20 protein-coding genes are annotated in these 24,373 nt (G+C 66.5%); 14 read left to right on the plus strand and 6 right to left on the minus strand.

Features of this window, described 5'->3' with window-relative positions; all coding sequences use genetic code 11:
• The first annotated feature begins 32 nt into the window (after nucleotides 1-32).
• Nucleotides 33-3,146 (plus strand): efflux RND transporter permease subunit, encoded by a 3,114-nt coding sequence (locus V3B41_RS19935; RefSeq protein ID WP_329861809.1) that lies wholly within the window; start codon nucleotides 33-35, stop codon nucleotides 3,144-3,146.
• Nucleotides 3,147-3,185: 39 nt separating this feature from the next.
• Here V3B41_RS19935 and V3B41_RS19940 read toward each other — a convergent pair whose 3' ends face one another.
• The 4 genes from V3B41_RS19940 to V3B41_RS19955 all read right to left on the minus strand — a co-directional run bounded on the left by V3B41_RS19940 (nucleotide 3,186) and on the right by V3B41_RS19955 (nucleotide 5,000).
• A complete protein-coding gene (locus V3B41_RS19940; protein WP_049431804.1) occupies nucleotides 3,186-3,608 on the minus strand; it encodes a low affinity iron permease family protein in 423 nt (140 codons plus the stop codon).
• Nucleotides 3,609-3,675: 67 nt separating this feature from the next.
• Nucleotides 3,676-4,011, minus strand: a complete 336-nt coding sequence (locus tag V3B41_RS19945; protein ID WP_005411085.1) for a hypothetical protein — start codon at nucleotides 4,009-4,011, stop codon at nucleotides 3,676-3,678.
• A gap of 75 nt (nucleotides 4,012-4,086) precedes the next feature.
• On the minus strand, nucleotides 4,087-4,347 hold the full coding sequence (locus V3B41_RS19950) for a hypothetical protein (RefSeq protein WP_049431806.1): 261 nt from the start codon (nucleotides 4,345-4,347) through the stop codon (nucleotides 4,087-4,089).
• A 200-nt stretch (nucleotides 4,348-4,547) separates the two neighbouring features.
• Nucleotides 4,548-5,000: a nucleoside deaminase gene (locus V3B41_RS19955; protein WP_049431809.1), complete on the minus strand. Its 453-nt coding sequence runs from the start codon at nucleotides 4,998-5,000 to the stop codon at nucleotides 4,548-4,550.
• 80 nt (nucleotides 5,001-5,080) lie between these two features.
• On the opposite strand from V3B41_RS19955, the gene ubiE reads away from it, so the two are divergent.
• The 4 genes from ubiE to V3B41_RS19975 all read left to right on the plus strand — a co-directional run bounded on the left by ubiE (nucleotide 5,081) and on the right by V3B41_RS19975 (nucleotide 9,514).
• On the plus strand, nucleotides 5,081-5,842 hold the full coding sequence (ubiE, locus tag V3B41_RS19960) for a bifunctional demethylmenaquinone methyltransferase/2-methoxy-6-polyprenyl-1,4-benzoquinol methylase UbiE (RefSeq protein WP_008267586.1): 762 nt from the start codon (nucleotides 5,081-5,083) through the stop codon (nucleotides 5,840-5,842).
• A 264-nt stretch (nucleotides 5,843-6,106) separates the two neighbouring features.
• On the plus strand, nucleotides 6,107-8,035 hold the full coding sequence (locus V3B41_RS19965; RefSeq protein ID WP_329861810.1) for a M1 family metallopeptidase: 1,929 nt from the start codon (nucleotides 6,107-6,109) through the stop codon (nucleotides 8,033-8,035).
• Nucleotides 8,036-8,162: 127 nt separating this feature from the next.
• Nucleotides 8,163-8,894: a hypothetical protein gene (locus V3B41_RS19970; RefSeq protein WP_295548902.1), complete on the plus strand. Its 732-nt coding sequence runs from the start codon at nucleotides 8,163-8,165 to the stop codon at nucleotides 8,892-8,894.
• On the plus strand, nucleotides 8,894-9,514 hold the full coding sequence (locus tag V3B41_RS19975) for an HAD family hydrolase (protein ID WP_329861812.1): 621 nt from the start codon (nucleotides 8,894-8,896) through the stop codon (nucleotides 9,512-9,514). The genes V3B41_RS19970 and V3B41_RS19975 overlap by 1 nt, the downstream gene beginning before the upstream one ends.
• Nucleotides 9,515-9,734: 220 nt before the next feature.
• Here the strand turns inward: V3B41_RS19975 and V3B41_RS19980 are convergent, their stop codons facing one another.
• Complete coding sequence (locus tag V3B41_RS19980; protein WP_049431820.1) at nucleotides 9,735-10,673, minus strand: carbohydrate kinase family protein; 939 nt, start codon at nucleotides 10,671-10,673, stop codon at nucleotides 9,735-9,737.
• A 283-nt stretch (nucleotides 10,674-10,956) separates the two neighbouring features.
• On the opposite strand from V3B41_RS19980, the gene V3B41_RS19985 reads away from it, so the two are divergent.
• From V3B41_RS19985 to V3B41_RS20025, 9 genes are all read left to right on the plus strand, one after another.
• Nucleotides 10,957-12,003, plus strand: a complete 1,047-nt coding sequence (locus tag V3B41_RS19985) for a rod shape-determining protein (protein ID WP_005411077.1) — start codon at nucleotides 10,957-10,959, stop codon at nucleotides 12,001-12,003.
• A 121-nt stretch (nucleotides 12,004-12,124) separates the two neighbouring features.
• Nucleotides 12,125-13,255 (plus strand): rod shape-determining protein MreC, encoded by a 1,131-nt coding sequence (gene mreC / locus V3B41_RS19990; RefSeq protein ID WP_049431821.1) that lies wholly within the window; start codon nucleotides 12,125-12,127, stop codon nucleotides 13,253-13,255.
• Nucleotides 13,252-13,737, plus strand: coding sequence for a rod shape-determining protein MreD (mreD, locus tag V3B41_RS19995; protein WP_049431823.1), 486 nt, complete (start codon nucleotides 13,252-13,254; stop codon nucleotides 13,735-13,737). The genes mreC and mreD overlap by 4 nt, the downstream gene beginning before the upstream one ends.
• Before the next feature lie 3 nt (nucleotides 13,738-13,740).
• Nucleotides 13,741-15,816 carry a penicillin-binding protein 2 gene (gene mrdA, locus V3B41_RS20000; RefSeq protein WP_197632634.1) on the plus strand — a complete coding sequence of 692 codons (2,076 nt, stop codon included), beginning with the start codon at nucleotides 13,741-13,743 and terminating at the stop codon, nucleotides 15,814-15,816.
• Nucleotides 15,813-16,925 carry a rod shape-determining protein RodA gene (rodA, locus tag V3B41_RS20005; protein ID WP_005411073.1) on the plus strand — a complete coding sequence of 371 codons (1,113 nt, stop codon included), beginning with the start codon at nucleotides 15,813-15,815 and terminating at the stop codon, nucleotides 16,923-16,925. Before mrdA ends, rodA (V3B41_RS20005) begins: the two co-directional genes overlap by 4 nt.
• Nucleotides 16,926-17,083: 158 nt before the next feature.
• A complete protein-coding gene (rodA, locus tag V3B41_RS20010; RefSeq protein ID WP_329861811.1) occupies nucleotides 17,084-18,178 on the plus strand; it encodes a rod shape-determining protein RodA in 1,095 nt (364 codons plus the stop codon).
• Nucleotides 18,179-19,284: 1,106 nt separating this feature from the next.
• On the plus strand, nucleotides 19,285-20,430 hold the full coding sequence (mltB, locus tag V3B41_RS20015; RefSeq protein WP_049432845.1) for a lytic murein transglycosylase B: 1,146 nt from the start codon (nucleotides 19,285-19,287) through the stop codon (nucleotides 20,428-20,430).
• Nucleotides 20,427-21,689 carry a septal ring lytic transglycosylase RlpA family protein gene (locus V3B41_RS20020; protein ID WP_049432842.1) on the plus strand — a complete coding sequence of 421 codons (1,263 nt, stop codon included), beginning with the start codon at nucleotides 20,427-20,429 and terminating at the stop codon, nucleotides 21,687-21,689. Before mltB ends, V3B41_RS20020 begins: the two co-directional genes overlap by 4 nt.
• 100 nt (nucleotides 21,690-21,789) lie before the next feature.
• Nucleotides 21,790-23,010, plus strand: a complete 1,221-nt coding sequence (locus V3B41_RS20025) for a D-alanyl-D-alanine carboxypeptidase family protein (RefSeq protein WP_049447834.1) — start codon at nucleotides 21,790-21,792, stop codon at nucleotides 23,008-23,010.
• A 102-nt stretch (nucleotides 23,011-23,112) separates the two neighbouring features.
• Here the strand turns inward: V3B41_RS20025 and V3B41_RS20030 are convergent, their stop codons facing one another.
• Nucleotides 23,113-23,994, minus strand: a complete 882-nt coding sequence (locus V3B41_RS20030) for a hypothetical protein (RefSeq protein WP_049432837.1) — start codon at nucleotides 23,992-23,994, stop codon at nucleotides 23,113-23,115.
• Nucleotides 23,995-24,373: the final 379 nt, after the last annotated feature.

Genomic DNA, 24,373 nt, shown 5'->3' on the forward strand with positions numbered 1-24,373 from the left:
CGGCCGGCGGCGCGAAGTAAGCGGAGAACCCCATGGCACGCTTTTTCATCGATCGACCCATCTTTGCATGGGTCATCGCCATCATCATCATGCTCGCCGGCGGCCTGGCCCTGTTCAAGCTGCCGGTGGAGATGTACCCCGACGTTGCGCCTCCCACGATTACGTTGACCGCCATCCATCCCGGGGCTTCCGCGCGCACCATCGAGGAAACGGTGACCCAGATCATCGAGACGAAGCTGGTTGGCATTGATGGCCTGCAGTACTTCACCTCGCAGAGCTACTCCTATGCGGGCTACTCCAACGTCACTCTCGTGTTCCACACAGGCACGGACTTGGATGCGGCCCTGGTGCAGGTCCAGAACCGCGTACAGCAGGCCATGCCGGCATTGCCCGAACAGGTCCGCATGCGCGGGGTGAGCGCCGCCAAGGCCAGCAGTGGCTTCCTGCAGATCGTGGCATTCGTATCAACCGATGGTGCCCTGGATGCCGCCGATGTCGCCGATTTCGTCGGATCATCGGTGGTGGACACGCTGAGCCGCGTACCTGGGGTGGGACATGTGCGCGAATTCGCCGGCAAGTACGCTCTGCGCATCTGGTTGGATCCAGCGAAACTGCAGGCGTATGCCGTCAGTGCCGAAGATATCGCCCAGGCAGTGCGTGGCCGGACCCTCCAGCCTGCGTTTGGCGAGCTTGGAGGGGGGCCGGCTGTGGATGGACAACCGATCTCGGCCTATATCGAAGGTGAGCCTTCGGCACGCACGGCAGAGGACGTGGGCGGCATTGTCATCCGTGCGAGCACCGATGGCAGCGAACTGCGTCTGCGCGATGTGGCACGGGTGGAACTGGGAGCTGAAAGCTATGAGTTCAGCAATCGCCTGAATGGTCGGCCTGCCGCTGGCGTCGGCATCACGCTCGCGCCGGGCGCCAATGCGCTGCAGACCCGTGCAGCGGTGGATCAAGCGCTGGAAGGCCTGTCTGCGTCCTTGCCTGCAGGCGTGGAGGTGGTAGTACCGTATGACGCCACACCGTTCGTACGCATGTCGATCAAGGGCGTGGTGCAGACCCTGATCGAAGCGATCGTGCTGGTGTTCGTGGTGATGTACCTGTTCCTGCAGAACTTCCGCGCCACCCTGATCCCGGCCATCGCCGTGCCGGTGGTGCTGCTGGGTACCTTCGGCGTGCTGGCCATGCTGGGCTTCTCGGTGAACATGCTGACCATGTTCGCGATGGTGCTGGCGATCGGCCTGCTGGTGGACGATGCCATCGTGGTGGTGGAGAACGTCGAACGCATCATGTCCGAGGAAGGGCTGTCTCCGCTCGAGGCTACCCGCAAGTCGATGGGCCAGATCACTGGCGCGCTGGTGGGCATCGGCCTGGTGCTGTCGGCGGTGTTCGTGCCGATGGCCTTCATGAGCGGTTCCACCGGCGTGATCTACCGCCAGTTCTCGGCCACGATCGTCTCGGCGATGGCATTGTCGGTGCTGGTCGCGATCGTGCTGACCCCGGCGCTGTGCGCGACCATGCTCAAGCCGCTGAAGAAGGGCGAGCACCATGTTGCCCATCGCGGCCTGGCCGGTCGCTTCTTCAACGGCTTCAACCGCGGTTTCGACCGCACCAGCGAAAGCTACCAGCGTGGCGTGCGCGGCATCATCCACCGTCCGTGGCGCTTCATGGGCATGGTTGCGGCGCTGTTCGTGCTGATGGGCGTGCTGTTCGTGCGCCTGCCCAGCGCATTCCTGCCCAATGAAGATCAAGGAACGCTGGTAGTGCTGGTGAACGGAGTGGCGGGATCGACACTGCAACAGACCACGCATGCATTGCAGGCGGTCGAGCACTACTTCCTGGAGAGCGATCCCATGGCCGAGGCGATGTTCACGGTCGCCGGCTACAGCTACTCGGGGATGGGCCAGAATGCGGGCCTTGCCTTCATCCGGCTGAAGGACTGGGCGCGACGCGGCTCAGCCGACAATGCTGAAGCCATCGCACTGCGCGCAACCCGGGCCCTGGCAACGCAGGGAATGGCCGATTTCCACGTGCTGGCGCCGCCCCCGATTCCCGCGCTGGGCAATGCATCCGGGTTCGGCTTCTTCCTCAAGGATGATGCCGGGCAGGGACATTCGCACCTGGCCCAGGCGCGCGATACGCTTCTTGCCGCTGCGTCACAGAGCCCATTGCTTCAGCAGATGCGCGCCAACGGCATGGAGGATGTGGCTGCTCTGCAGGTGCGCATCGATGATGCGAAGGCCAGGGCGCATGGCCTCACCGCCGAGCGGATCGGGAACGAACTGGGGGCTGGTTGGGGCGGCCGCTATGTCGCCGACTTCCTGGACAGGGGGCGGGTCAAGCGGATCATCATGCAGGCCGATGCGTCCAGCCGCGGGCTTCCGCAGGATTTCAGCCAGTGGGCGGTCCGCAATGACCAGGCCCGCATGGTGCCCTTCGATACGCTGGGCAGTACCCACTGGATCCAGTCGTCACCGCGCTTGGAGCGCTTCAACGGCACGGCGGCCATGGAAATCCATGGCCAGCCTGCGCCCGGTACGTCGTCAGGCGAAGCGATGAGGGAGATCGAGCGTCTCGTCGCACTGCTTCCCCCGGGCTTCAGCATTGAATGGACGGGTGCGGCCAGCCAAGAGCGGGATTCCCGCTCCCAGTTGCCGCTGCTCTACGTTCTTTCATTGTTGATGGTGTTTCTCTGCCTGGCGGCCATGTATGAGAGCTGGATCGTACCGGTTGCAGTGCTGCTGGCGGCTCCGTTGGGCATCCTTGGTGCGGTGCTGGCCAATACCGTCAATGGCCTGGAACGCGACATCTACTTCCAGGTGGCGATGCTGACCACGGTGGGCCTGACCAGCAAGAACGCGATCCTGATCATTGAGTTTGCCAAGGAGCACATGGAGCACGGGGCAGGCCTGATCAACGCGATCATGCACGCCGTGCGCGACCGCTTGCGCCCGATCGTCATGACCTCGCTGGCTTTTGGCATGGGAGTGATTCCGCTGGCCGTGTCCTCGGGGGCGGGTTCAGGCGCCAAGCAGGCCATTGGTATCGGGGTGCTCGGCGGAATGGTCGCGGGCACCAGCCTGGGCCTGCTCTTCGTACCGCTCTTCTTCGTGGTAGTGCAGCGCGCGTTCAAGCGTGGATAGATGGCCTGATCGGGAATTACCATGCCATGCAGCGTCGCGCTACACCGCTTCATCATCGCGCGGAGCCGCGCGGCAGGCACGCACGCGCAGCAGCGCGTCACCGGCCTCGCGGGCCATGCGCTCGTATTCGGCGCGGATCTCCTCCAGCCGCTCCTCGTCCAGTTCTTCCAGATCCAACAGTTCGTTGTTGGCCTCGGCCGTCGCCCGGATCAGCTCGTCCAGCTTGATCTGCATTGCGGCCGTATCTGCGTTCTGCGTGTGCTGGATCAGGAACACCATCAGGAAGGTGATGATGGTGGTGCCGGTGTTGATCACCAGCTGCCAGGTGTCGTTGAAACCGAACACCGGGCCACTGATGCCCCAGATCACCACGATCGCTACTGCAGCCAGGAAGGTCCACGGCGAGCCGGTGGCGGCCGCGGCCTTCTTGGCGATCGTATTGAACAGATTTCGTACTTTCATCGTCGTCGTCCCACTCAGGTGACGAGGATGATCGGCAGTGGCCCGTGCAGGCGCCGTGCAGCGGCGGTCAGGCGCGCATGCGCTGCAGCCGCGGTGCCTGCAGGCTGCGCACGGGACTGCTCTGGTAGACGTGCTGCCAGCAACGGTCGACGAACTCGCGGGCCTGGGCTTCACTCAGTCGCGGCATGATCTGCAGGGCGTACTGGGTCTGGAACATCTCGTCACGTTCGGCCTCGCTGGCGCGCGGCTGGGTGATCAGCGAATCGCAGGCAAACTTGATCCACGGCACGTACGAGCCGAACGAGTTGTGCGGCAGTGCGCCTTCGGCATGTTGGCGGCGCCAGTGGTCAAGCTCGGCGTCTACGTTGATGACCGGAGGAATGGTGGGGACTTCAGCGTGCATGACAATCCAGTTCGGTTGAGTGGAAAGGGAGTGGGGGTTCATCGGAGTGTGGCGTATATGGCGGTGCATGCCGCGTCAGCGCGATGTGGAGCTGGCGTTGGCATGTCCGATCAACTGCGCATGCTCGACGGCACCGAGATCTTCGGCCAGGGTGGCCATCGCGTTGCACAGGCGCTGGTGGTCGTGCGGATGGCGACGGACCAGCTCCAGTTGCATGCGCTGGTAAGCGGTCCAGAACAGGGCGCCGCGCCGGTGCAGTGCATATTGCCGCTGCAGGCGTTCGCGGATCGGGTCGAGGATCGAGTCTGGTGCAGGTCGTACGGCGTGCGCGCACATGGCTGGCTCCGCCGGGGAAAGAAAGTCCCGGTAACCCCCACCCTAGGCGCGGCAGCCGGGCAGGGTGTTATCGCAGCGTGTGCGCGTTGCGCAGCTGACTGTGCACGGGTTCACGGCAATGGCCGCAAACGCTGCCGGCACTAGGGCGTGCCGGCACTGAAGCGTTCATTAAACGGATTCAACAGGCCACTGCGTGGTGATCATTCACCGATGTCTTCATTCCAGATCTCCGGGTGCTGCGCAATGAAGCCGCCCAGCAGGTCCACGCATTCCTGGCTGTCCAGGTCGATCACGTTGACGCCGTTTTCCCGCAACCAGTCGATGCCGCCCTGGAAGGTGCGCGATTCGCCCACCACCACGGTGCCGATGTTGAACTGGCGCACCAGGCCCGAGCAGTACCAGCACGGTGCCAGGGTGGTGACCATGATGGTGTCCTGGTAACGGCGCTGGCGGCCGGCCTTGCGAAACGCGTCGGTCTCGCCGTGCACGGACGGGTCGCCTTCCTGCACGCGGCGGTTGTGGCCGCAGCCGAGCAGGCGGCCGTCGTTGTGGTACAGCGCCGCGCCGATCGGCACGCCGCCCTCGGCCAGGCCCTGGCGGGCTTCGGCAATGGCGGTCTTCAGCAGGGCCTGGTAGTCGGGCGTGGTGATCATGCGGGGCTCCGGTAAGTCGTGGCACGCCATGATACGGGCAGGGGGTGCCGCTGGCCCCCGGCGGTGCGATAATCGGGGCCATGAGCGAATCCCCCTACAAAGCCGGTACCACCCATTTCGGGTTCCGCGACGTCGCCGCCAAGGACAAGCAGAAGCTGGTCGGCCAGGTGTTCACCTCGGTCGCGCGCAACTACGACCTGATGAACGACCTGATGAGCCTGGGCGTGCACCGGGCGTGGAAGCGTTACTACGTGGCCACCGCGCAGGTGAAGCCGGGTGACCGCGTGCTCGACCTGGCCGGCGGCACCGGCGACATCGCCGCCCTGCTGAAGGAGCGCGTTGGCGCCGAGGGCTCGGTGGTGCTGGGCGACATCAACGCCGGCATGCTGTCGGTCGGCCGTGACCGCCTGACCAACCGTGGCCTGGTGCTCGGCCTGGACTACGTGCAGTGCAACGCTGAAGCCCTGCCGTTCCCGGACAACAGCTTCGACCTGGTGACGATCGCCTTCGGCCTGCGCAACGTGACCGACAAGGACGCCGGCCTGCGCGAGATGTACCGCGTACTGAAGGTGGGCGGCCAGGCCCGCGTGCTGGAGTTCTCCGAAGTCACCGCTGACTGGTTCAAGCCGATCTACGACTTCCACTCGTTCAGGATCCTGCCGAAGCTGGGCAAGCTGTTCGCCAACGATTCGGACAGCTACCAGTACCTGGCCGAGAGCATCCGCAAGCACCCGCCGCAGGAAGAGCTGAAGGCGATGATGGGGCAGGCCGGTTTCGAGCGCTGCCACTACAAGAACCTGACCGGCGGCATCGTCTCGATCCACTCCGGCTACAAGCTGTAAGCCCTGGACGGGGGAAACCCCGGTATCTGCTCTGGTAGGTGCCAACCTTGGTTGGCACAGCTGCTGCCGGCATCTGCTCTGGTGGGTGCCGACCTTGGTCGGCACAGAAGCTGCCGCGAGCGTTGATGGATCCGTGCCAACCAAGGTTGGCACCCATCAAGGCGCGGCGCCTGCGCTCCCGCCGTCATTACCCCGCACCGCGCAACGCCTGCGGGGCCGGAGGGAGGTACCATTGGGGTTTGATCCCCGTAACGGTCCCGATTCATGCGTAATCCGCTGATGCTCCTTCCGCTGGCCGTGGCCCTGGCCGCCGGCTGCTCCCAGGAGGCGGCCGCGCCCGCCGCCGCACCGACTGCCGAAAAGGCCCCCGCCGCCCCCGTGAACGCCGAGAACCGCAGCCACGACGAAAGCTCGTACGCCGAGCCGGACAAGGTCGCCATCAAGGACATCGCGCTGGATCTGAAGCTGGACTTCGACCAGAAGCAGATCGGCGGCACCGCCACCTACACCCTGGAATGGAAGCAGAAGGACGCCAAGCAGCTGGTGCTCGACACCCGCGAGCTGACCGTGTCCAAGATCGAGGCCGTTGCCGCCGATGGCGCGCGCAGCCCGCTGAAGTTCGAGCTGGCCGCCGCTGACAAGGTGTTCGGCAGCAAGCTGACCATCGAAGCGCCGGAACAGCCGGCCAAGATCGAAGTGACCTACCACACCGCCCCGACCGCCTCAGGCCTGCAGTGGCTGGCACCGTCGATGACCGAGGGCAAGAAGCTGCCCTTCATGTTCAGCCAGTCGCAGGCCATCCACGCCCGTTCGTGGGTGCCGCTGCAGGACACCCCGAGCGTGCGTTTCACCTACAGTGCGCACGTGGTCTCGCGCCCGGACGTGATGGTGCTGATGAGCGCCGACAACGATCCGAAGGCCGCGCGTGACGGTGATTACACCTTCAAGATGCCGCAGCCGATCCCGTCTTACCTGCTGGCCATCGCCGCCGGTGACCTGGTGTTCGAGCCGATCTCCGGCCGCTCCGGCGTCTGGGCCGAGCCGACCATGGTCAACAAGGCCGCCAAGGAATTCGAAGACACCGAAAAGATGATCGGCGCCGCCGAGAAGCTGTACGGCGAGTACCGCTGGGGCCGCTACGACATGCTGGTGCTGCCGCCGTCGTTCCCGTTCGGCGGCATGGAAAACCCGCGCCTGACCTTCGCCACCCCGACCGTGATCGTCGGCGACAAGTCGCTGGTCTCGCTGGTCGCCCACGAACTGGCGCACAGCTGGTCGGGCAACCTGGTGACCAACGCCAGCTGGAAGGATATCTGGCTCAATGAAGGCTTCACCACCTACGTCCAGGGCCGCATCACCGAAGCCCTGTACGGCAAGGAGATGGCCGAGATGGAAAAGCAGATCGACCAGACCGACCTGCTGGCCGAAGTGAAGGACATGAGCCCGGCCGACCAGGCGCTGGCGCTGCCGCCGCTGAACGAGCGTGACCCCGACGAAGCCCTCAGCCAGGTCGCCTACGTCAAGGGTTCGTGGTTCCTGGAGTTCCTGGAACAGCGCTTCGGCCGGGAGACCTTCGACCCGTTCCTGCGCGGCTGGTTCGATGACCATGCCTTCCAGAGCGCGAACACCGACCAGTTCGTCGACTACATGAAGAAGAACCTGCTGCCGAAGAATCCGTCGGCAGTGACCGAGGCCGAGCTGAAGGCGTGGCTGGACGAGCCGGGCATTCCGGCCTTCGCCACCAAGGCGCAGTCGCGCAACTTCAGCAGCGTCGACACCGCGCGCATCGCGTTTGCCAGCGCCGGCACCGTGCCGAGCAGCCAGGTCATCGCCGACTGGAGCACGCAGGAATGGGTGCGTTTCATCGACGGCCTGGGCGCCACCCAGCCGCTGGACAAGCTGGCCACGCTGGACAAGGCCTTCCACTTCACCGGCACCCCGAATGGCGAGATCGCCATGCGCTGGTACCCGCTGGCGATCCGCAGCGGCTACGAGCAGGCCAATGAAGGCGCGGCTGCATTCATCGAGCGCGTCGGCCGTCGCAAGCTGATCATGCCGATCTACGCCGAACTGGTGAAGACCCCGAAGGGTCTGGAGCTGGCCAAGCAGGCCTTCGAAAAGGCCAAGCCGGGCTACCACCCGATCACCACGGCCTCGGTGCAGGACATGCTGGCCAAGGCGGAAGCCAAGTAAGCGGTCGTGACGGCCGCTGGCCGGCAACCGGTCATTGCTTCACCACCAACGGCGGGGAAACCCGCCGTTGGTGTATCCGCTTTTCGCTGCCGATAGAATCGGGATGCACCCGCAAAGGACCTCCGCCATGAAACGACTGATCCTGCTCACCGCCTGCATCCTGGCCCTGGCTGCCTGCAGCAATCCCGAAGAAGAGCGCAAGGCGCAGGAAGCCGCCGCGGCGGCCGTGCAGGCGCAGAAGGAGGCCAAGGCCGAGGACGTGGCCAAGCAGTACGACATGGCCGTGGCCGCGCAGGACTGGGAGCGCGCGCGCCTGCATGGCGCCTCGCTGCTGGACCAGTACAAGGACACCGCCGCCGCCGAGCGCATCGCCGCCGGTTTCGATGACGTAAAGGCCAAGGGTGACGCTGCGCGCGACCTGCGCCGCATGCAGGGGCTGTGGCAGTACAACCAGATTCCGGTCGCCAGCAAGGGCAACCAGGTCTCGGCGTCGATCTACAGCAAGGAACGGGTGGATGTGGACGGCAGTGGTGCCAAGCCGGTGCAGCTGGTGTTCCGCGATCACCCGGAGTGGAAGCGGCATGCTTACCTAGTGCTGCAGGCCGGTGACTTCCGCTGCCCGCAATGCTCGGTGAAAGTGACCGTGGACGACGGCAAGCCGGTGTCGATGGCGGCATGGCGCCCGAAGACCGATGAAGCCATCGCGATGTTCATCACCGACCAGAAGGCGCTCTGGAAGCTGGCGCGCAAGGGCAAGTCGATCAGCATCGAGTTCCCGGTCAAGGCTGGCGGCACGCGTACGGCCGTGTTCGAGACCGGGGGCGTCGACGCCAGCCGCATGCCGCAGTGGTGGCAGTGATGGCGGTGGCGGGCAGTGCCGTGCAGGCGTTGTCCGCGATCCGGCACTGGGTGTTTGACATGGATGGCACGCTGACCGTGGCTGTGCATGACTTCGCGGCGATCCGCCGTACGCTGCAGATCGCCGCGGAGGAAGACATCCTCGACCATATCGCGGCGTTGCCGGATGCATCGGCGCAGGCCAAGCGTGAGTGGTTGCTGGATCACGAGCGCGCGCTGGCCGAGGACGCGCTGCCGGCGCCGGGTGCGGTGAAGCTGCTGCGTACGCTGGCGGCTGCGGGCTGCCGGCTGGGCATCCTGACCCGCAACGACCACGCGCTGGCGAAGCTGACGCTGGAGGCGATCGGGATCGGTGAGCTGTTCGGCGATGCCGACATCATCGGCCGCGATGAAGCGGTGCCCAAGCCCTCACCGGAGGGCCTGCAGCAGCACTTGCAGCGTTGGGGCATCGGGCCCGCCGAGGCGGTGATGGTCGGTGACCACGCCTACGACCTGGAGTGTGGCCGCGCGGCCGGCACGCATACCGTGCTGGTCAACCTGCCGGAGAACCCGTGGCCGGGCCGCGCCGATTGGCATTTCGCCGATTGCCGCGCCTTGCTGGCTGCCTGGCAGGGCGCCTGATGATGTAGAGCCGAGCCCACGCTCGGCTGCTGTCCGGTCAGATCGCGCTGGCGCGCGCAAGCCGAGCATGGCTCGGCTCTACAGGAATCAAACAGCGTGTCGACCAAGGTCGACACCTGCCAACAGCATTCCCAGCAGCGCGTCGGGTGGAAAGCCCCCTGGTTGTTCAAGGGGGCGCGCCGAAGGCGCGGGGATAAGGTGGAATGCGCGGGCAGTTCGGTTACGCGCTCAGCGCGTAACCGAACTGCTGCTTGAACTGCTCGTTGAACTCATCAAAGGTAAAGCGCTGGTTCTGGGTGCCCGGGTGCTCGACCTTCAGTGCGCCCATCAGGTTGCCCATGCGGCCGATGGTCAGCCAGTCGTAGCCCTTCTGGATGCCGTAGATCAGGCCGGCGCGGAAGGCGTCGCCACAGCCGGTCGGGTCGACCACGCGGCGCTCGTGTGCCGGCGGGATGTCGTAGCTCTTTTCCGGGGTGTGGATGACCGCGCCCTTCGGGCCACGGGTGGTGATGTAGGCCTTCACCCGGCTGACGATTTCCTGTTCGTCCCAACCGGTGCGCTCCTGCAGCAGGTTCGACTCGTAGTCGTTGACCACCACATAGTCGGCCTGCTCGATGAAGGCGCGAAGTTCCGGGCCGTTGAACAGCGGCATGGCCTGGCCCGGATCGAAGATGAACGGAATGCCGTCTTCGTGGAATTCCTGCGCGTTCTGGATCATGCCCTCGCGGCCGTCAGGGCCGACCAGGCCCAGGGTCACGCCCGGCACGCCACGCACGTGGTTCTCGTAGGAACGCATCATCGCGCCCGGGTGGAAGGCGGTGATCTGGTTGTTGTCGTGGTCGGTGGTGATGAACGCCTGCGGGGTGAACAGCTCGTCGATCACGCGCACGCGCGACAGGTCGATGCCCAGGCCTTCGAAGTATTCGCGGTACGGGCCGAAGTCCGAACCCACGGTGCCCATCGGGATCGGCTGGCCGCCCAGCAGGTGCAGGTTGTAGGCGATGTTGCCGGCGCAGCCGCCGAACTCGCGGCGCATGCGCGGGACCAGGAACGACACGTTCAGGATGTGCACCTTGTCCGGCAGGATGTGATTCTTGAACTGGTCCGGGAACACCATGATGGTGTCGAAGGCAAGAGAACCACAGATCAGAGCGGACATCGATGTAAGCCTATGCGGTGAATTTTGGGATGGGCCGGCCCGGTTCGGCGGGCAAGCAAACGGCGCCCTTGGGCGCCCGACGGCGCAAAGGTTACCCGCTGGTGCCGCTCAGGGCCAGAACCGGGTGATGCCCGATCAGGCCGAAAGCCTGTGAAGACGCGGGTTCAGCTAGTTTTTTCCTTGCTCGGCGGCAGGCGGGTTGCTAGGCTTGTCGGCCTCGATTTCTGCCCATTTTTTCGCCATCCCGCGGCGGGCACGACACCCCTCAGGACTCCTTCCTCAGATGTTCAAGAAACTCCGTGGCATGTTCTCCAACGACCTGTCCATCGACCTGGGCACGGCCAACACCCTCATCTACGTGCGCGGGCAGGGGATCGTGCTGAACGAGCCGTCGGTCGTGGCCGTGCGCCAGGACCGTGCCATCGGTGGCACCCGCTCGGTGGCAGCCGTTGGCGCCGAGGCCAAGCAGATGCTCGGCCGTACCCCGGGCCACATCACCACCATCCGCCCGATGAAGGACGGCGTCATCGCCGACTTCACCTACACAGAGGCGATGCTCAAGCACTTCATCAAGAAGGTGCACAAGTCGCGCGTGCTGCGCCCGAGCCCGCGCGTGCTGGTGTGCGTGCCGGCCGGTTCGACCCAGGTCGAGCGCCGCGCGATCAAGGAATCGGCCGAGGAAGCCGGTGCCCGTGACGTGTACCTGATCGAAGAGCCGATGGCTGCCGCGATCGGCGCCGGCATGCCGGTCACCGAAGCCCGTGGCTCGATGGTCATCGACATCGGTGGCGGCACCACCGAAGTGGCGGTGATCTCGCTCAACGGCATCGTCTATTCGGCCTCGGTCCGCATCGGCGGCGACCGCTTCGACGAATCCATCACCAACTACGTGCGCCGCAACCACGGCATGCTGATCGGTGAAGCCACCGCCGAGCGCATCAAGGTCGAGCTGGGCTGTGCCTACCCGCAGGCCGAGGTGCAGGAGCTGGAGATCTCCGGCCGCAACCTCGCCGAGGGCGTGCCGAAGATGATCAAGATCAGCTCCAACGAGGTGCTCGAAGCCCTGCACGAACCGCTGTCGGGCATCGTCAGCGCGGTCAAGCTGGCGCTGGAGCAGACCCCGCCGGAACTGTGTGCCGACGTTGCCGAGCGCGGCATCGTGCTGACCGGTGGCGGCGCCCTGCTGCGCGACCTGGACCGCCTGATCTCCGAGGAAACCGGCCTGCACGTGCAGGTGGCCGACGATCCGCTGACCTGCGTGGCCCGCGGTGGTGGTCGTGCGCTGGAGCTGGTGGACATGCACGGCAACGAGTTCTTTGCGCCGGAATAAGCCGTCCCGGCCGTTCCTGCCCGCCGCGCCCTTCCGGGGTGCGGCCCGCCGCGATGGCGGGCCGGCACCGGCGGGGCGTCCGCGTGTTTCCCTTCCGCCTTCTGCCAGTTGAATCGTTGCCGTGCCGCCCTACGCCGGTCCTCCCGTTGCCTCCCGATCCGGTGATGCCGCCAGCCCCCTGCGGTTGCTGGCCTACCTCGCATTGGCCATCACCCTGATCGTCCTTGACGACCAGGCCGGCTGGCTGGCGCGCCTGCGCGAGCAGGCCAACAGCCTGGTGCAGCCTGTGTGGGCGCTGGCCGGCCTGCCCGGCAAGCTCGGCAACCAGGTCAAGGATTCCGCGGCCAGCCATACCCAGCTGGTCACCGAGAACCGTGAGCTGCGCAACCAGCTGCTGCTGGCCAACGCGCGCCTGACCCGTCTGCAGACCGCTGCGCTGGACAACGCCCAGCTGCGCGAACTGCTGAACGTGGCCGAGCGCAGTGGCCTGGACGTGCAGCTGGCGCCGATCCTGGATATCGACCTGGATCCGGTGAAGCAGCGCCTGGTGCTCGACGCCGGCAGCCGGGAAGGCGTGCATGTCGGCCAGGCGGTGATCGACGCGGGCGGCTTGATGGGGCAGGTGATCAGCGTCACCGGCGGTACCTCCACCGTGCTGCTGCTCACCGACCCCGACCACGCGGTGCCGGTCACCGTGGCCCGCAACGGCGTACGCCTGATCGTCTACGGGCGCGGCGACACGCTGGAGCTGCGCGACATCCCGCTCAGCGCCGGCGTGGAAGTGGGTGATGAGATTGTCACCTCCGGCCTCGGTGGCCGCTTCCCGGCCGGCTTCCCGGTCGGCACCATCACCGGCCTGCGCCCGGATGACACCCATGCCTTTCTGGTCGGTGAACTGAAGCCTGCCGCCCAGCTCGACCGCGGCCGCGATGTGCTGCTGCTGCGCCCGGGTGCAGCGATCCGCATTCCGCCGGAGTTGCGCCTGCAGCTGGAAGAGACCGCCCCGGGTGGCCCGGCTACCGGCGTCACCGCGCCGGCTCCGACGACGCCGGCTCCGGCCAGCGCTCCGGTAGTGCCGGCCGCTGGCCAGCAACAGCCCTCGTCGCAGACGAGGACGGTTGCCCCCGCATCCTCCCTTACCCCCGCGCCTTCGGCGCGCCCCCCTCAACAAGAGGGGGGCTCTGCCCCAGCCGGATCCACGGTAGTGCCGGCCGCTGGCCGGCAACCGACCACGCCGGAGACCCAGCGATGAGCCGCCTGCGCGACAACCCGTGGGTGCTGCCGGCCAGCGTGGTGGTGGCCCTGCTGCTGGGCCTGCTGCCGCTGCCGGCGCTGCTGCAGCCGCTGCGCCCGTATTGGCTGGCGCTGGTGCTGGCGTACTGGGTGATCGAGACGCCCGAGCGCGTCGGCCTGGGCATCGCCTTCGCCAGCGGCGTGGTGGCCGACCTGCTGTACGGCGGCGTGCTCGGTGAACAGGCACTGCGGCTGGTGATGCTGGCCTTCATCCTGCAGCGTTTCCGCGCCCGCATCCGCTTCTTCCCGATGTCGCAGCAGATGCTGGCCATCGGTGGCCTGCTGTTCAACGATCGCATCGTCAGCGCGCTGGTCCACATCCTGGTGGGCGAGCCGACCCTGCCGTGGTCGTACTGGTGGGCCCCGCTGCTGGGCATGGGCCTGTGGCCGCTGGTGTTCGTGCTGCTGGACGCGGTGCGCTTCGGCAAGCGCGGGCGCTGAGCCATGATCCCGCGCCGCCAGGTCAAGAATCCGCACGCCGAAGCCGAACAGTTCCGCCGCCGTGCGGCGCTGGGTTTCCTGGGCGTGCTGGTGTGCCTGCTGGGCCTGGGGGGCTGGTACTTCAAGCTGCAGGTGCTGGACCACGACGTCTACGCCACGCGCTCTGAGGCCAACCGCATCAAGCCGCGGCCGGTAGTGCCCGGGCGCGGCATGATCTACGACCGCAACGGTCGCCTGCTGGCCGAGAACGTGCCAGCGTTCCGCCTGGACGTGACCCCGGACAAGGTCAAGGACATGGACGCCACCCTGCAAGGGTTGGCGAAGATCATCAACATCAGCCCGGAAGAGCTGGAAGCGTTCAACAAGTCGCGCAAGGCGCGCCGCAAGTTCCTGCCGGTCACGCTGAAGCTGCGCATGAGCGACGAGGAGATGGCGCGCTTCGCCGTCGACCGCTGGCGCTTCCCCGGCGTCGAGCTGGAGCCTTACCTGACCCGGCGCTACCCGTACGGCGACCTGTTCGCGCACATCATCGGCTACGTCGGCCGTGTCGACGACAAGGATCTGGAGATCCTCGGCGAGGGCAATGCCGCGCTGACCCACATCGGCAAGTCCGGCCTGGAGCGCTATTACGAGCAGCAGCTGCGCGGCAAGGTCGGCTACGAGCAGGTCGAGACCAACGTGCAGGGCCGTGCGATCCGCACCATCGGCCGGGTGGCCGCGCAGTCCGGCGCCGACCTTCGGCTGTCGATCGACGCCGACCTGCAGCGCGCCATGGTGGCCGCGTTCGGTGACCAGGAAGGCTCGGCGGTGGCGATGGACCCGCGTACCGGCGAGGTGCTGGCGATGGTCAGCCTGCCGTCCTACGACCCCAACCTGTTCGTCAACGGCATTTCCCATGCCGACTTCAAGGCGCTGAACGAGAACCCGTCGCGGCCGCAGTTCAACCGCCTGGTGCTCGGTGGCGTTGCCCCCGGTTCCACGCTGAAGCCGCTGATCGGCCTGGCCGGCCTGGACTCGGGCGTGCGCCGCCCGGAAGACAAGGTGCTGTCCACCGGCATGTTCTACCTGCCCGGCACCAGCCGTGGCTGGGGTGATGCGCATCGTGGCGGCCACGGCTGGACCGACCTGCGCAAGTCCATCGCCGAGTCGGTCAACACCTACTACTACAAGCTGGCGCTGGACCTGGGCATCGAGCGCTTCGACCATTACATGGAGTACTACGGCTTCGGCCAGCCGACCGGCATCGACCTCACCGGCGAGATCGGTGGCATCCTGCCGTCGCCGGCCTACAAGCGGAAGAGCCGCAAGGAAGCCTGGTACCCCGGTGATACGGTCAACATCAGCATCGGCCAGGGCGACTGGAAGGTCACCCCGCTGCAGCTGGCGCGCGGGGTCAGCGGCCTGGCCGACGGCCAGCTGCGCACCCCGCACCTGGTGATCCAGCAACGCGACGGTTTCGACAGCGACTGGACGGCGACGCCGCCCGGCGCGAGCAAGCCGGTCAGCCCCAACCCCAACAACGTGCAGGCGGTGCGCGAGGGCATGATGGCGACCATGCGGCCCGGCGGCAGCGGCTGGCGCGTGGCGGTCGGTGCGCCGTACGTGATGGCTGGCAAGACTGGTACCGCGCAGGTCATCAGCCGCAAGGGCACCGCCGCGGTGAACCCGAAGAGCCTGCCGATGCACCTGCGCCACCGCGCGCTGTTCGTCGGCTTCGCGCCGGTCGAAAACCCGGTGATCGCGATCGCGGTGGCAGTGGAAGGTGGCGGTTACGGCGGTTCGGCCGCTGCGCCTATCGCACGCAAGGTGTTCGACGCCTACCTGCTGGGCAAGATGCCCGAAGGCATGCAGCCGCTGGACAGCGAGCGTGGCACCACCGCCATCGGCGCCACCGCGTTCGACAACGAAGACGCCGGCGCACGCAAGGCCGGTGATCTGGCGGCCGCGCAGCTGGGCGAACACCCGGTGCAGGTGGGGGCACCCACGCCCGAACCGGCCCCTGCGCCGCAGCCCGGTACGCCGGCCGCGGCTGCACTGCCAGCCACGCCACGCGCGACAGTTGCGGAGCCCGCACGATGAAAGTGTTCCTGCGCTGGGCCGGCGACATGCTGCGCCGCTTCTTCAGCACGCTGGACTGGGTGCTGTGCCTGGCCCTGGGCGCGCTGATGGTGATTGGCCTGGCCACGTTGAAGAGTGCCGGTGGCGACGGCCTGGTGATGGCCCAGGGCGCGCGTTTCGCGGTGGGCATGGCCGCGCTGTGGGGTATCTCGCGGGTGCCGATCCTGCGCATCCGCTCGGCCACGCCGATGATCTATGCGATCTCGATGATTCCGCTGCTGGCGGTATTCGTGCTCGGCACCGGCAAGTACGGCCGGCAGTGGCTGGACCTGAAGTTCTTCTACCTGCAGCCGGCCGAGCTGCTGAAGGTCAGCCTGCCGATGATGGTGGCCTGGTACCTGCACAAGATGCCGCTGCCGCCGCGCTTCAACACCGTGCTGGTGGCCTTGATCATCATCGGGGTGCCGACCGGCCTGGTGATGCTGCAGCCGGACTTCGGTACCGGCGTGCTGATCGCCGCCAGCGGCGTGTTCGTGCTGCTGCTGGCGGGCCTGCCGTGGTGGTGGGTCGGCCTGGGCGTGGGCGGCGTGGCCGCGGTTGCGCCGGTGGCCTGGTTCTGGCTGCTGCGGCCATACCAGAAGGACCGCATCATGATGTTCCTGGACCCGGAGATGGATGCACTGGGGGCCGGCTGGAACATCATCCAGTCGAAGATCGCGATTGGCTCCGGCGGCTTCGATGGCAAAGGCTGGGGCGAAGGCTCGCAGTCGCACCTGAACTTCATTCCCGAGCAGACCACTGACTTCGCGTTCTCGGTGCTGAGCGAGGAATTTGGCTGGATGGGTGTGGCCCTGGTGCTGACCCTGTACCTGGTGGTGATCGGGCGTTGCCTGTGGATCGCCAGCCAGTCGCGCGATTCGTATTCGCGCCTGCTGGCCGGTGCCACCGGCCTGGCGTTCTTCGTCTACGTACTGGTGAACGGCGGGATGATTTCCGGCTTGTTGCCGGTGGTGGGCGTGCCGATGCCGCTGATCAGCTACGGCGGCACTTCGGCCGTATCGCTGCTGGCCGGCTTCGGACTGGTGATGGCGGTGCGCAGCCACAACCCGGTGCACGGCGGCTACGGCTAGCCGCCGCGCTTCCTGCTCCTGCTCTTTGTAGAGCCGAGCCATGCTCGGCTGCCCTCCGTGCAATGCGCACGGGTCCCGAGCCGCGAATGACTCGGCGCTACATAAGCACGGATCGGCCATGACAGCTTCACGCAAGCACGCATTGCTACCGTGCCCGCGTGGAATGGAAACGACTGCTTGGCGGCTGCCGTGAGGCAGTGCGCACGATTGATCTGCCGTTGCTCGTCGCGCTGTTGATCCTGATGGCGGCTGGCCTGGCGGTGCTGCAAAGCGTGTCCGGCCCGGTGGCCGGGCAGGCGGCGCGTTTTGCCGGTGGCCTGGCCGCGATGTGGCTGCTGTCGCGCGTTTCGCTGCTGCGACTGCGCGCGTGGACCCCTGCGATCTACGCGCTGTCGATGCTGCCGCTGATGGCGGTGTATGTGATCGGTACCGGCAAGTACGGGCAACGCTGGCTCAATCTCGGCGTGTTCTACCTGCAGCCGTCCGAGCTGCTCAAGCTCAGCCTGCCGCTGATGATGGCCTGGTACCTGCACCGGCAGCCGTTGCCGCCCTCGCCACGCACGGTGCTGACGGCCGCAGTGTTGATCGGCGTACCCGCCGTGTTGATCCTGATGCAGCCCAACCTCGGTACCGCCACGCTGGTCACCGCCAGCGGCGTGTTCGCACTGCTGTTGGCCGGGTTGCACTGGGGCTGGGTGGCGACCGGTGCGACGGGTCTGGCGGTGGCTGCGCCGCTGGCCTGGTTCGGCCTGTTGCGGCAGTACCAGAAGGATCGCGTACTGACCTTCCTCGACCCTGCGGCGGATCCGCTCGGCACCGGTTGGAACATCCTGCAGTCGCGCATCGCGATCGGCTCCGGTGGTTGGGACGGCCGCGGCTGGGGGCAGGGCACGCAGGCCACGCTGGATTTCCTGCCCGAGTACACCACGGACTTTGCGTTCTCGGTGCTGGCCGAAGAGTTCGGCTGGATCGGCGTGGCCACCGTGTTCGCGCTGTACCTGGTCGTGGTCGGCCGCTGCCTGTGGATCGCGGTGCACGCCCGCGACACGCACGCACGGTTGCTGGCCGGCAGCCTGGGCTTGGCGTTCTTCGTGTACGTACTGGTGAACGGCGGGATGATCTCCGGCCTGCTGCCGGTGGTGGGCATTCCGATGCCGTTGATCAGTTATGGCGGTACCTCGGCGGTGTCGCTGCTGGCGGGTATCGGGCTGGTGATGGCGGTGCGCGGGCACCGGCCCGTGCACGGGGGATAGGGTTTCCAGCCAACGGCGCAGCCCCTCGTGGGTGGTGTCTGGGGGGTCTCGGAAAGCAGAAGCCGCGGGTGGGCCGGTCGGGTTGGGTACGCGGGGGACGCCGTGAATCCGTCCCTGGAGGCTTGGCAGCCGCATCCATGCGGCTGACACCCCCGCGTACCCAACCCGACCGGCCTCAGACAGATTTTGGCGGTCTGCCACCCACGGAGAAGAAAGAGAAAATCAACAGCCGATCGCAGCGCTGCGCTTGCTCGTGTAGAGCCGAGCCCACGCTCGGCTCCTTTCCGCCGGGTCCGCGAAGCCGAGCATGGGCTCGGCTCTACAAATAGCGGCCTGCCAGGCTGCTTTTGCTTTTGATCTTCTCTTCTTTTCCGTGGGTGGACGCGCACGGGAGCCTGTCCGTGGCCGGGTAGATGGGCTGCGCAGGGGCGTGAGCCGCATGGGCCCGAGGCATGCCTCGGGCGGGTTGGGCAGGACGCCCAACCCGGGTCTTGCCGTGTGCGCAGGACAGCGCACACGAGCAAGCGGCGACCGAGCTTACATGGACGTACTTGCAGCGCCCCCTGCGCAGCCCATCTACCCGGCCCCACCCATGAACTGCTTTGCGCGGCCACCCACGAGGGGCTGCGCCGTTGGATGAAACCTTCCTGACTCTGCGCAACGCCTGTTGTGGAAGCGTTCTCACAACAACGCGCGGACGCCCGCCCACCGACCAAAGTCCAGAAAAATTGTTAAGGAGTTCACACTTTTACGCCGCGTTGATCCTGATCAATGGACTTGTCGTAATCGGCCTGCACAATGGCGGCCCGTTCGGCACGGCGCGCCGTCAATCGTTGCAGCGCGAGGGGGGCGTCGGGCGGGAGCAGTACTGATCCAACGGATACAAGGAGCGCGGGGTACTGCCACTGGGGAGCGGCAGCCGCGCAGGTATCGACCGGATCCGGTCGCCGGTTGCGTCTGCGGGGATGGGGACGCAACCGGCCACCTCTCTCTGAATGGGGAAGCACGATCACGACGTCTTCACATTTCCCGCTGAACGCGGGCAAATCGTTGTGATTCATGGTGTTAGGGGTTTTAATTCATCCATGACCTGCTAACCTGCGACGATGATTCGACGCACTCTGGCCTGCATGCTCACCCTCGGCCTGGTCGCCTGCGCGACCCAGCCGAAGTCCCCACCGTCTTCGCCCCAGGCCAGCAGTACGCCGCGCCAGCCCGCCACCAAGGCCCATGGCCCGGCCGAGGCAGCACCTGAAGCTACCGCAGCCACCGCGCCGCCGGTCGATCTCACCCCGGTGCCGTTCGAGACCGCGCGGGCGCGCTTCATTGCCGATACCGCCAAGCGTTATGGCCTGAAGCCGGAGCAGATCAGCAGCGTGCTGGACCAGGCGCAGGTGCGCCAGGCGATCATCGCCGCGATGTCGCGCCCGGCCGAGCGGGTCAAGCCGTGGAACGAATACCGGCCGATGTTCATCAGCAAGGCACGCATTGATGGTGGCCGCGCGTTCCTGGCCGAACACCGCGCTGAACTGGATCGCGTGCAGCAGCGCACCGGCGTGCCGGCCGAAGTGATCGTGGCGATCATCGGCGTGGAAACCAGCTACGGCAAGAACGCCGGCAGCCATCGTGTGCTCGATGCGCTGTACACGCTGGCCTTCTATTACCCGCGCAGCGGCGATCCGGCCAAGCTGGAACGCGAAGTGCGCCGCGAGCTGTTCTTCCGCGATGAGCTGGCCAAGCTGTTCGAACTGGGGCGCGAAGAAAAGCTCGACATCACCACGCTCAAGGGCAGCTATGCCGGTGCGATGGGCATGGGCCAGTTCATGCCGTCCAGTTACCTTGATTACGCGGTGGACGGCAACGGCGATGGCCGTCGCGACCTGTTCAACAGCTACGACGACGTGTTCTCGTCGATCGCCAACTACTTCGTCAAAAAGGGCGGCTGGGTGCGTGGCGGCCAGGTGGCCGTGCCGGCTACGCTGGCGCCGGGCCGCGATGAGTTCAACCCGACCGAGTGGATGCCCACCTGGTCGCTGGCCGACCTGGCGCAGCGTGGCTACCAGCCCAGCGCGCCGGTGCAGCCGGGCGCCACCGCCACTCCGATCACGCTTGAAGGCAGCACCGGCAAGCAGTACTGGCTGGGCTTCCAGAACTACTACGCGATCACCCGCTACAACCTCTCGAAGATGTACGCGATGGCCGTGTTCCAGCTGTCCCAGGCCATCGCCGGACAGGAGCTGCCCCCGGCATGAACATCAGATGGCTGGTCCCGAGCTTGATCGTCCTCGCGCTGGCGGCCTGCAGCAGCGCGCCGAAGAAGCCGGCCACGGCCGGTCATGGTGGCAAGTCCAGCGGCACGCTGGTGCAGGGCCGCGGTTCGCGACCGGCGCACTGCCCGGAAGGTTCGCCCTATGCGGCAGCCAAGGAAGACCTGAGCACCCGCGGCAACTACACTGCCGGTGGCCTGTACAAGCCCGGGGTGAAGGACAGCACGCCCACCTACATTCCCAACGTGGCCTGCATTCCCGAGCCGGAAGTGACCGCTGAGGAACGTTCGGCGATCGGCAACAAGTCGCCCTACGTGGTGCTGGGCAAGTCGTACAACGTGCTTGACGACACCCGCAACTACGTCGAGCGCGGCACCGCGTCGTACTACGGCGCCAAGTTCCATGGCCGCCTGACCTCCAACCGCGAGGTCTACGACATGTACCAGTTCACCGCCGCGCACAAGACGCTGCCGCTGCCCAGCTTCGCCCGCGTGACCAATCTGGACAACGGCGAGTCGGTGATCGTGCGCGTCAATGATCGTGGCCCGTTCCATGATGGCCGCGTGGTCGATCTCAGCTACGCCGCCGCTGTGCGGCTGGGCATCACCCAGCGCGGTACCGGCAACGTCGAGGTGCGCGCGCTGCAGCCGGGTGAGAGCAACCTGATGGCGCAGAAGCCGTCGCGTCGCGAGCGTCGCGCTGCTGAAGCCGCCGCCGCCGTGGCCAGTGCGCGCCCGGTGCCGGCTCCGCGTGCTTCCACCGACAGCGACATCGATCGCCTGGTCAACCGCCTGCCCACCGATGGCGCCCCGGCGCGTGGCCAGCCGGCCACCACCCAGGGCGTGGCCAGCACCGTGCCGGACGTGGCGGTCAGCAGCCTGCCGCCGAGCGCGCCGCCGGTGCGCAGTACGGCACCGGCATCGGCCGTGGTGGCCAGTGCTGCCCCGCGCGCGGTGGTACCGGCACCGGTGCGTGCCACCCCGGCCGCACCCAGCCTGTCGCAGCAGGTGGTCGGCGCGGTGATGGTGCAGGTCGCCAGCTTCTCCAACCGCGACAACGCCAACCGCGCGATGGGCCAGCTCAGTGCCGCCGGCATCGTGGGCGCGACCATCAGCGACATCGCCGCCGGTGGCCGTACCCTGTTCCGCCTGCGCGTTCCTGCCAGCGACCATGCCAGTGCTGCGGAACTTGTCGGTCGCATCGCCGGTCTTGGCCTGGGTTCGCCGCAGATCGTCAAGGATTGATCCGCCCGGGCCGGTGCTGCCGGCCCATGCTCCCCCGGCCTTACAATGGCCGTTACGTTCCACCCTCCATTCCCGGCCGTCCCCTGGAGCCTGCTGTCCAATGAATTTCCGTTCCGCCGCCACCGCCCTGGCCGCCACCCTGGTGGTGGGCCTGGCTTCCGCCCAGACGCCGCTGCCGACTCCGGCCACGCCGGCGCCCGCCGCTGCCGCTGCCGCCCCGGCCACCGTCGCCACTCCGCCGGCCCCGGCGCCGAGCGTGTCCAAGGCCTGGGTGCTGATGGATTACGCCACCGGCCAGGTGCTGGCCGGTGAAAACGTCCACGAGCAGCTGGCCCCGGCCAGCATCACCAAGGTGATGACGTCCTACGTGATCGCCGCCGAGGTCAAGAACGGCAAGGTCCGTGCAGATGACCAGGTGATGATGAGCGAGCGCGCCTGGCGCGAAGGTGGCGCCGGTACCGACGGCAGCTACAGCGGCTTCCCTGTCAACCAGACTGCACGCCTGGAAGACATGGAAAAGGGCATGGCGATCCAGTCCGGCAATGACGCCGCGATCGCCCTGGCCGAACACGTGGCCGGCAGCGAAGAAGCCTTTGCCTCGCTGATGAACAGCTACGCCGCCAAGATCGGCATGAAGGACTCGCACTTCGTCAACGCGCACGGCCTGACCGCGCAGGGCCACCACAGCACCGCGTACGACCTGGCACTGCTGGGCCGCGCGATGGTGCGCGATTACCCGGAAACCTACGCGTACAACAAGATCAAGGAATTCCAGGTCGGCAACATCAAGCAGCCGAACCGCAACCTGCTGCTGTGGCGCGATGGCAGCGTGGACGGCATCAAGACCGGCCACACCTCCGAGGCGGGCTACTGCCTGATGAGCTCGGCCCAGCGTGGCGACCAGCGCCTGATCGCGGTGGTGCTGGGTGGTGCGTCTGAGAAGCAGCGTGCCGATGACAGCCTGGCCCTGCTGAACTGGGGCTTCCGCTTCTTCGAGACCCATCGCCTGTACGAGCCGGGCAAGGCCGTGGCCGAGCACAAGGTCTGGAAGGGCACCACCGACAAGGTGCAGCTGGGCGTGGCCCAGCCGATGCTGGTCAGCGTGCCGCGCGGCCGCTACAACGACCTGAAGCCGAGCATCGACGTGCCCAAGACCCTGGAAGCACCGTTCACCGCTGGCCAGCAGATCGGCACCGTGAAGGTCACCCTGGATGGCAAGGTCATCGCCGAGGCACCGCTGGTGGCCGTGGCTGCCGTCGAGCAGGCCGGCTTCTTCAAGCGCCTGTGGGACAGCTTCTGGATGTGGTGGGAATCGGAATGATCCACGCCCCGGTGTGGTGAAGGAAAAGGCCGGCAAATGCCGGCCTTTTTTCTTCTCTCCTTTGGAATCGCGATGCAGGCTTGAATGGAGAACCTTGAAGCTTCAGGGGGTCTGCTGCTGGATGTACCGGTAGGCACGCTCAGCCAGTGCCTCGGTCTCGGCCGAACACAGGTGGGCGCGGCCGTCGTTGACCACGCCCATGCTGTTTACCCCCACGACGACTCCATGGCCGCTGTCGAAATCGAAGTCTTCCAGTACCGGTCCTCCGCTGGAGCCCGGGCCCTGCACGCAGGCAAGGCCCCACTGAAGAATTTTCTCCGAACCGAAGGGTCGACACGCCGAAAGTTCAACGCGTGCAGTGGCGCAATAGGCCAGTTGCTGGCCGGTGTATTCGGGATTTCCGAATTCGTACCAGGGCGTCGGGGGGATGAGGCCGATGCCATTGGCTGAAACGGGGTAGCCGAACGTAACGCGGGGACCGGCTGCGGGTCGCTCATCGAAGCGGATGGCCTGGCTGCCAGCGTGGCGCGCCGGTCCTTCGCCGGATGCACCGGTGTGGGTCTGCAGGAAACTGGTGTCGAGTGCGCCGGAAATCGAGGCCTGCGGTGCGACGATCCGCCGTATTGGGTACCTTCCCAGCGGGGCAGTGCCATTCTCGAAATATGGTGCGAAGAGAAGGTGGTGGCTCCAGTGGACCGCACCTTGCTCGTCCAGCTGCGCAAGGCAATGCCACGCTGTCACCAGGATGTCGCCACCAAGGCTGTCGACCACGGTGGCGGTGCACGAAGCGTCCTTGCCATCCGGGCGTGTCAGGAAAAGCCGCCCGACACCCACAGGGTGTGGTCCTGTGCCCCGCCACGGGTCACCGTCGGTCTGCAGAGGATCCTGCCCCGGCGGCTTGATGGGAGCGTCTCCCTTGTCGGGCACAGCAGCCAGTCTTTCGTTCGTCCAGTAGGCGAGGATCTCTTCCTGGGAGGTCTCCATCCAGTGTTCAACCAGATCGCCAGCCGACGCAGTGGTCGGGAATGTGGCGCATGCGGTGATTGCTATACCCGATGCCATGCGAAACGCATGTCGGTGTTGGTGCATGACAGGCCCTCTGCTCGGAGTGCTAACAGAGATAGCGTGGCGCCAGCGGTAGTGCCATGAGACAAGTTGTACTTTCAGCCCACTTCGTCGATGGCCTGTGATCGGGTGGACCCTTTCGAGGTTCAACGCGGCCTGGAGGTCACCTGTTTCGGCCTTTGCCTGGGCAATGCCGCCGGGTCATGCCCGGCGGACGATGTGCCTTATGCAGCGAGCGGCGCAAACCGGTGTGCCGACCAACGGTCGGCACCCACCCGCTTCACCATCAGCCCCTCGC

The organism is Stenotrophomonas sp. SMYL89 (assembly GCF_036319985.1).
GTDB lineage: Bacteria > Pseudomonadota > Gammaproteobacteria > Xanthomonadales > Xanthomonadaceae > Stenotrophomonas > Stenotrophomonas maltophilia_Q.

What these genes read in the sequence shown, in the direction of transcription:
- V3B41_RS19935 (WP_329861809.1), top strand. Translation starts at nt 33, where the DNA reads ATGGCACGCTTTTTCATCGATCGACCCATCTTTGCATGGGTCATCGCC.
- V3B41_RS19940 (WP_049431804.1), bottom strand. Translation starts at nt 3,608, where the DNA reads ATGAAAGTACGAAATCTGTTCAATACGATCGCCAAGAAGGCCGCGGCC.
- V3B41_RS19945 (WP_005411085.1), bottom strand. Translation starts at nt 4,011, where the DNA reads ATGCACGCTGAAGTCCCCACCATTCCTCCGGTCATCAACGTAGACGCC.
- V3B41_RS19950 (WP_049431806.1), bottom strand. Translation starts at nt 4,347, where the DNA reads ATGTGCGCGCACGCCGTACGACCTGCACCAGACTCGATCCTCGACCCG.
- V3B41_RS19955 (WP_049431809.1), bottom strand. Translation starts at nt 5,000, where the DNA reads ATGATCACCACGCCCGACTACCAGGCCCTGCTGAAGACCGCCATTGCC.
- ubiE (WP_008267586.1), top strand. Translation starts at nt 5,081, where the DNA reads ATGAGCGAATCCCCCTACAAAGCCGGTACCACCCATTTCGGGTTCCGC.
- V3B41_RS19965 (WP_329861810.1), top strand. Translation starts at nt 6,107, where the DNA reads ATGCGTAATCCGCTGATGCTCCTTCCGCTGGCCGTGGCCCTGGCCGCC.
- V3B41_RS19970 (WP_295548902.1), top strand. Translation starts at nt 8,163, where the DNA reads ATGAAACGACTGATCCTGCTCACCGCCTGCATCCTGGCCCTGGCTGCC.
- V3B41_RS19975 (WP_329861812.1), top strand. Translation starts at nt 8,894, where the DNA reads ATGGCGGTGGCGGGCAGTGCCGTGCAGGCGTTGTCCGCGATCCGGCAC.
- V3B41_RS19980 (WP_049431820.1), bottom strand. Translation starts at nt 10,673, where the DNA reads ATGTCCGCTCTGATCTGTGGTTCTCTTGCCTTCGACACCATCATGGTG.
- V3B41_RS19985 (WP_005411077.1), top strand. Translation starts at nt 10,957, where the DNA reads ATGTTCAAGAAACTCCGTGGCATGTTCTCCAACGACCTGTCCATCGAC.
- mreD (WP_049431823.1), top strand. Translation starts at nt 13,252, where the DNA reads ATGAGCCGCCTGCGCGACAACCCGTGGGTGCTGCCGGCCAGCGTGGTG.
- mrdA (WP_197632634.1), top strand. Translation starts at nt 13,741, where the DNA reads ATGATCCCGCGCCGCCAGGTCAAGAATCCGCACGCCGAAGCCGAACAG.
- rodA (WP_005411073.1), top strand. Translation starts at nt 15,813, where the DNA reads ATGAAAGTGTTCCTGCGCTGGGCCGGCGACATGCTGCGCCGCTTCTTC.
- mltB (WP_049432845.1), top strand. Translation starts at nt 19,285, where the DNA reads ATGATTCGACGCACTCTGGCCTGCATGCTCACCCTCGGCCTGGTCGCC.
- V3B41_RS20020 (WP_049432842.1), top strand. Translation starts at nt 20,427, where the DNA reads ATGAACATCAGATGGCTGGTCCCGAGCTTGATCGTCCTCGCGCTGGCG.
- V3B41_RS20025 (WP_049447834.1), top strand. Translation starts at nt 21,790, where the DNA reads ATGAATTTCCGTTCCGCCGCCACCGCCCTGGCCGCCACCCTGGTGGTG.
- V3B41_RS20030 (WP_049432837.1), bottom strand. Translation starts at nt 23,994, where the DNA reads ATGGAGACCTCCCAGGAAGAGATCCTCGCCTACTGGACGAACGAAAGA.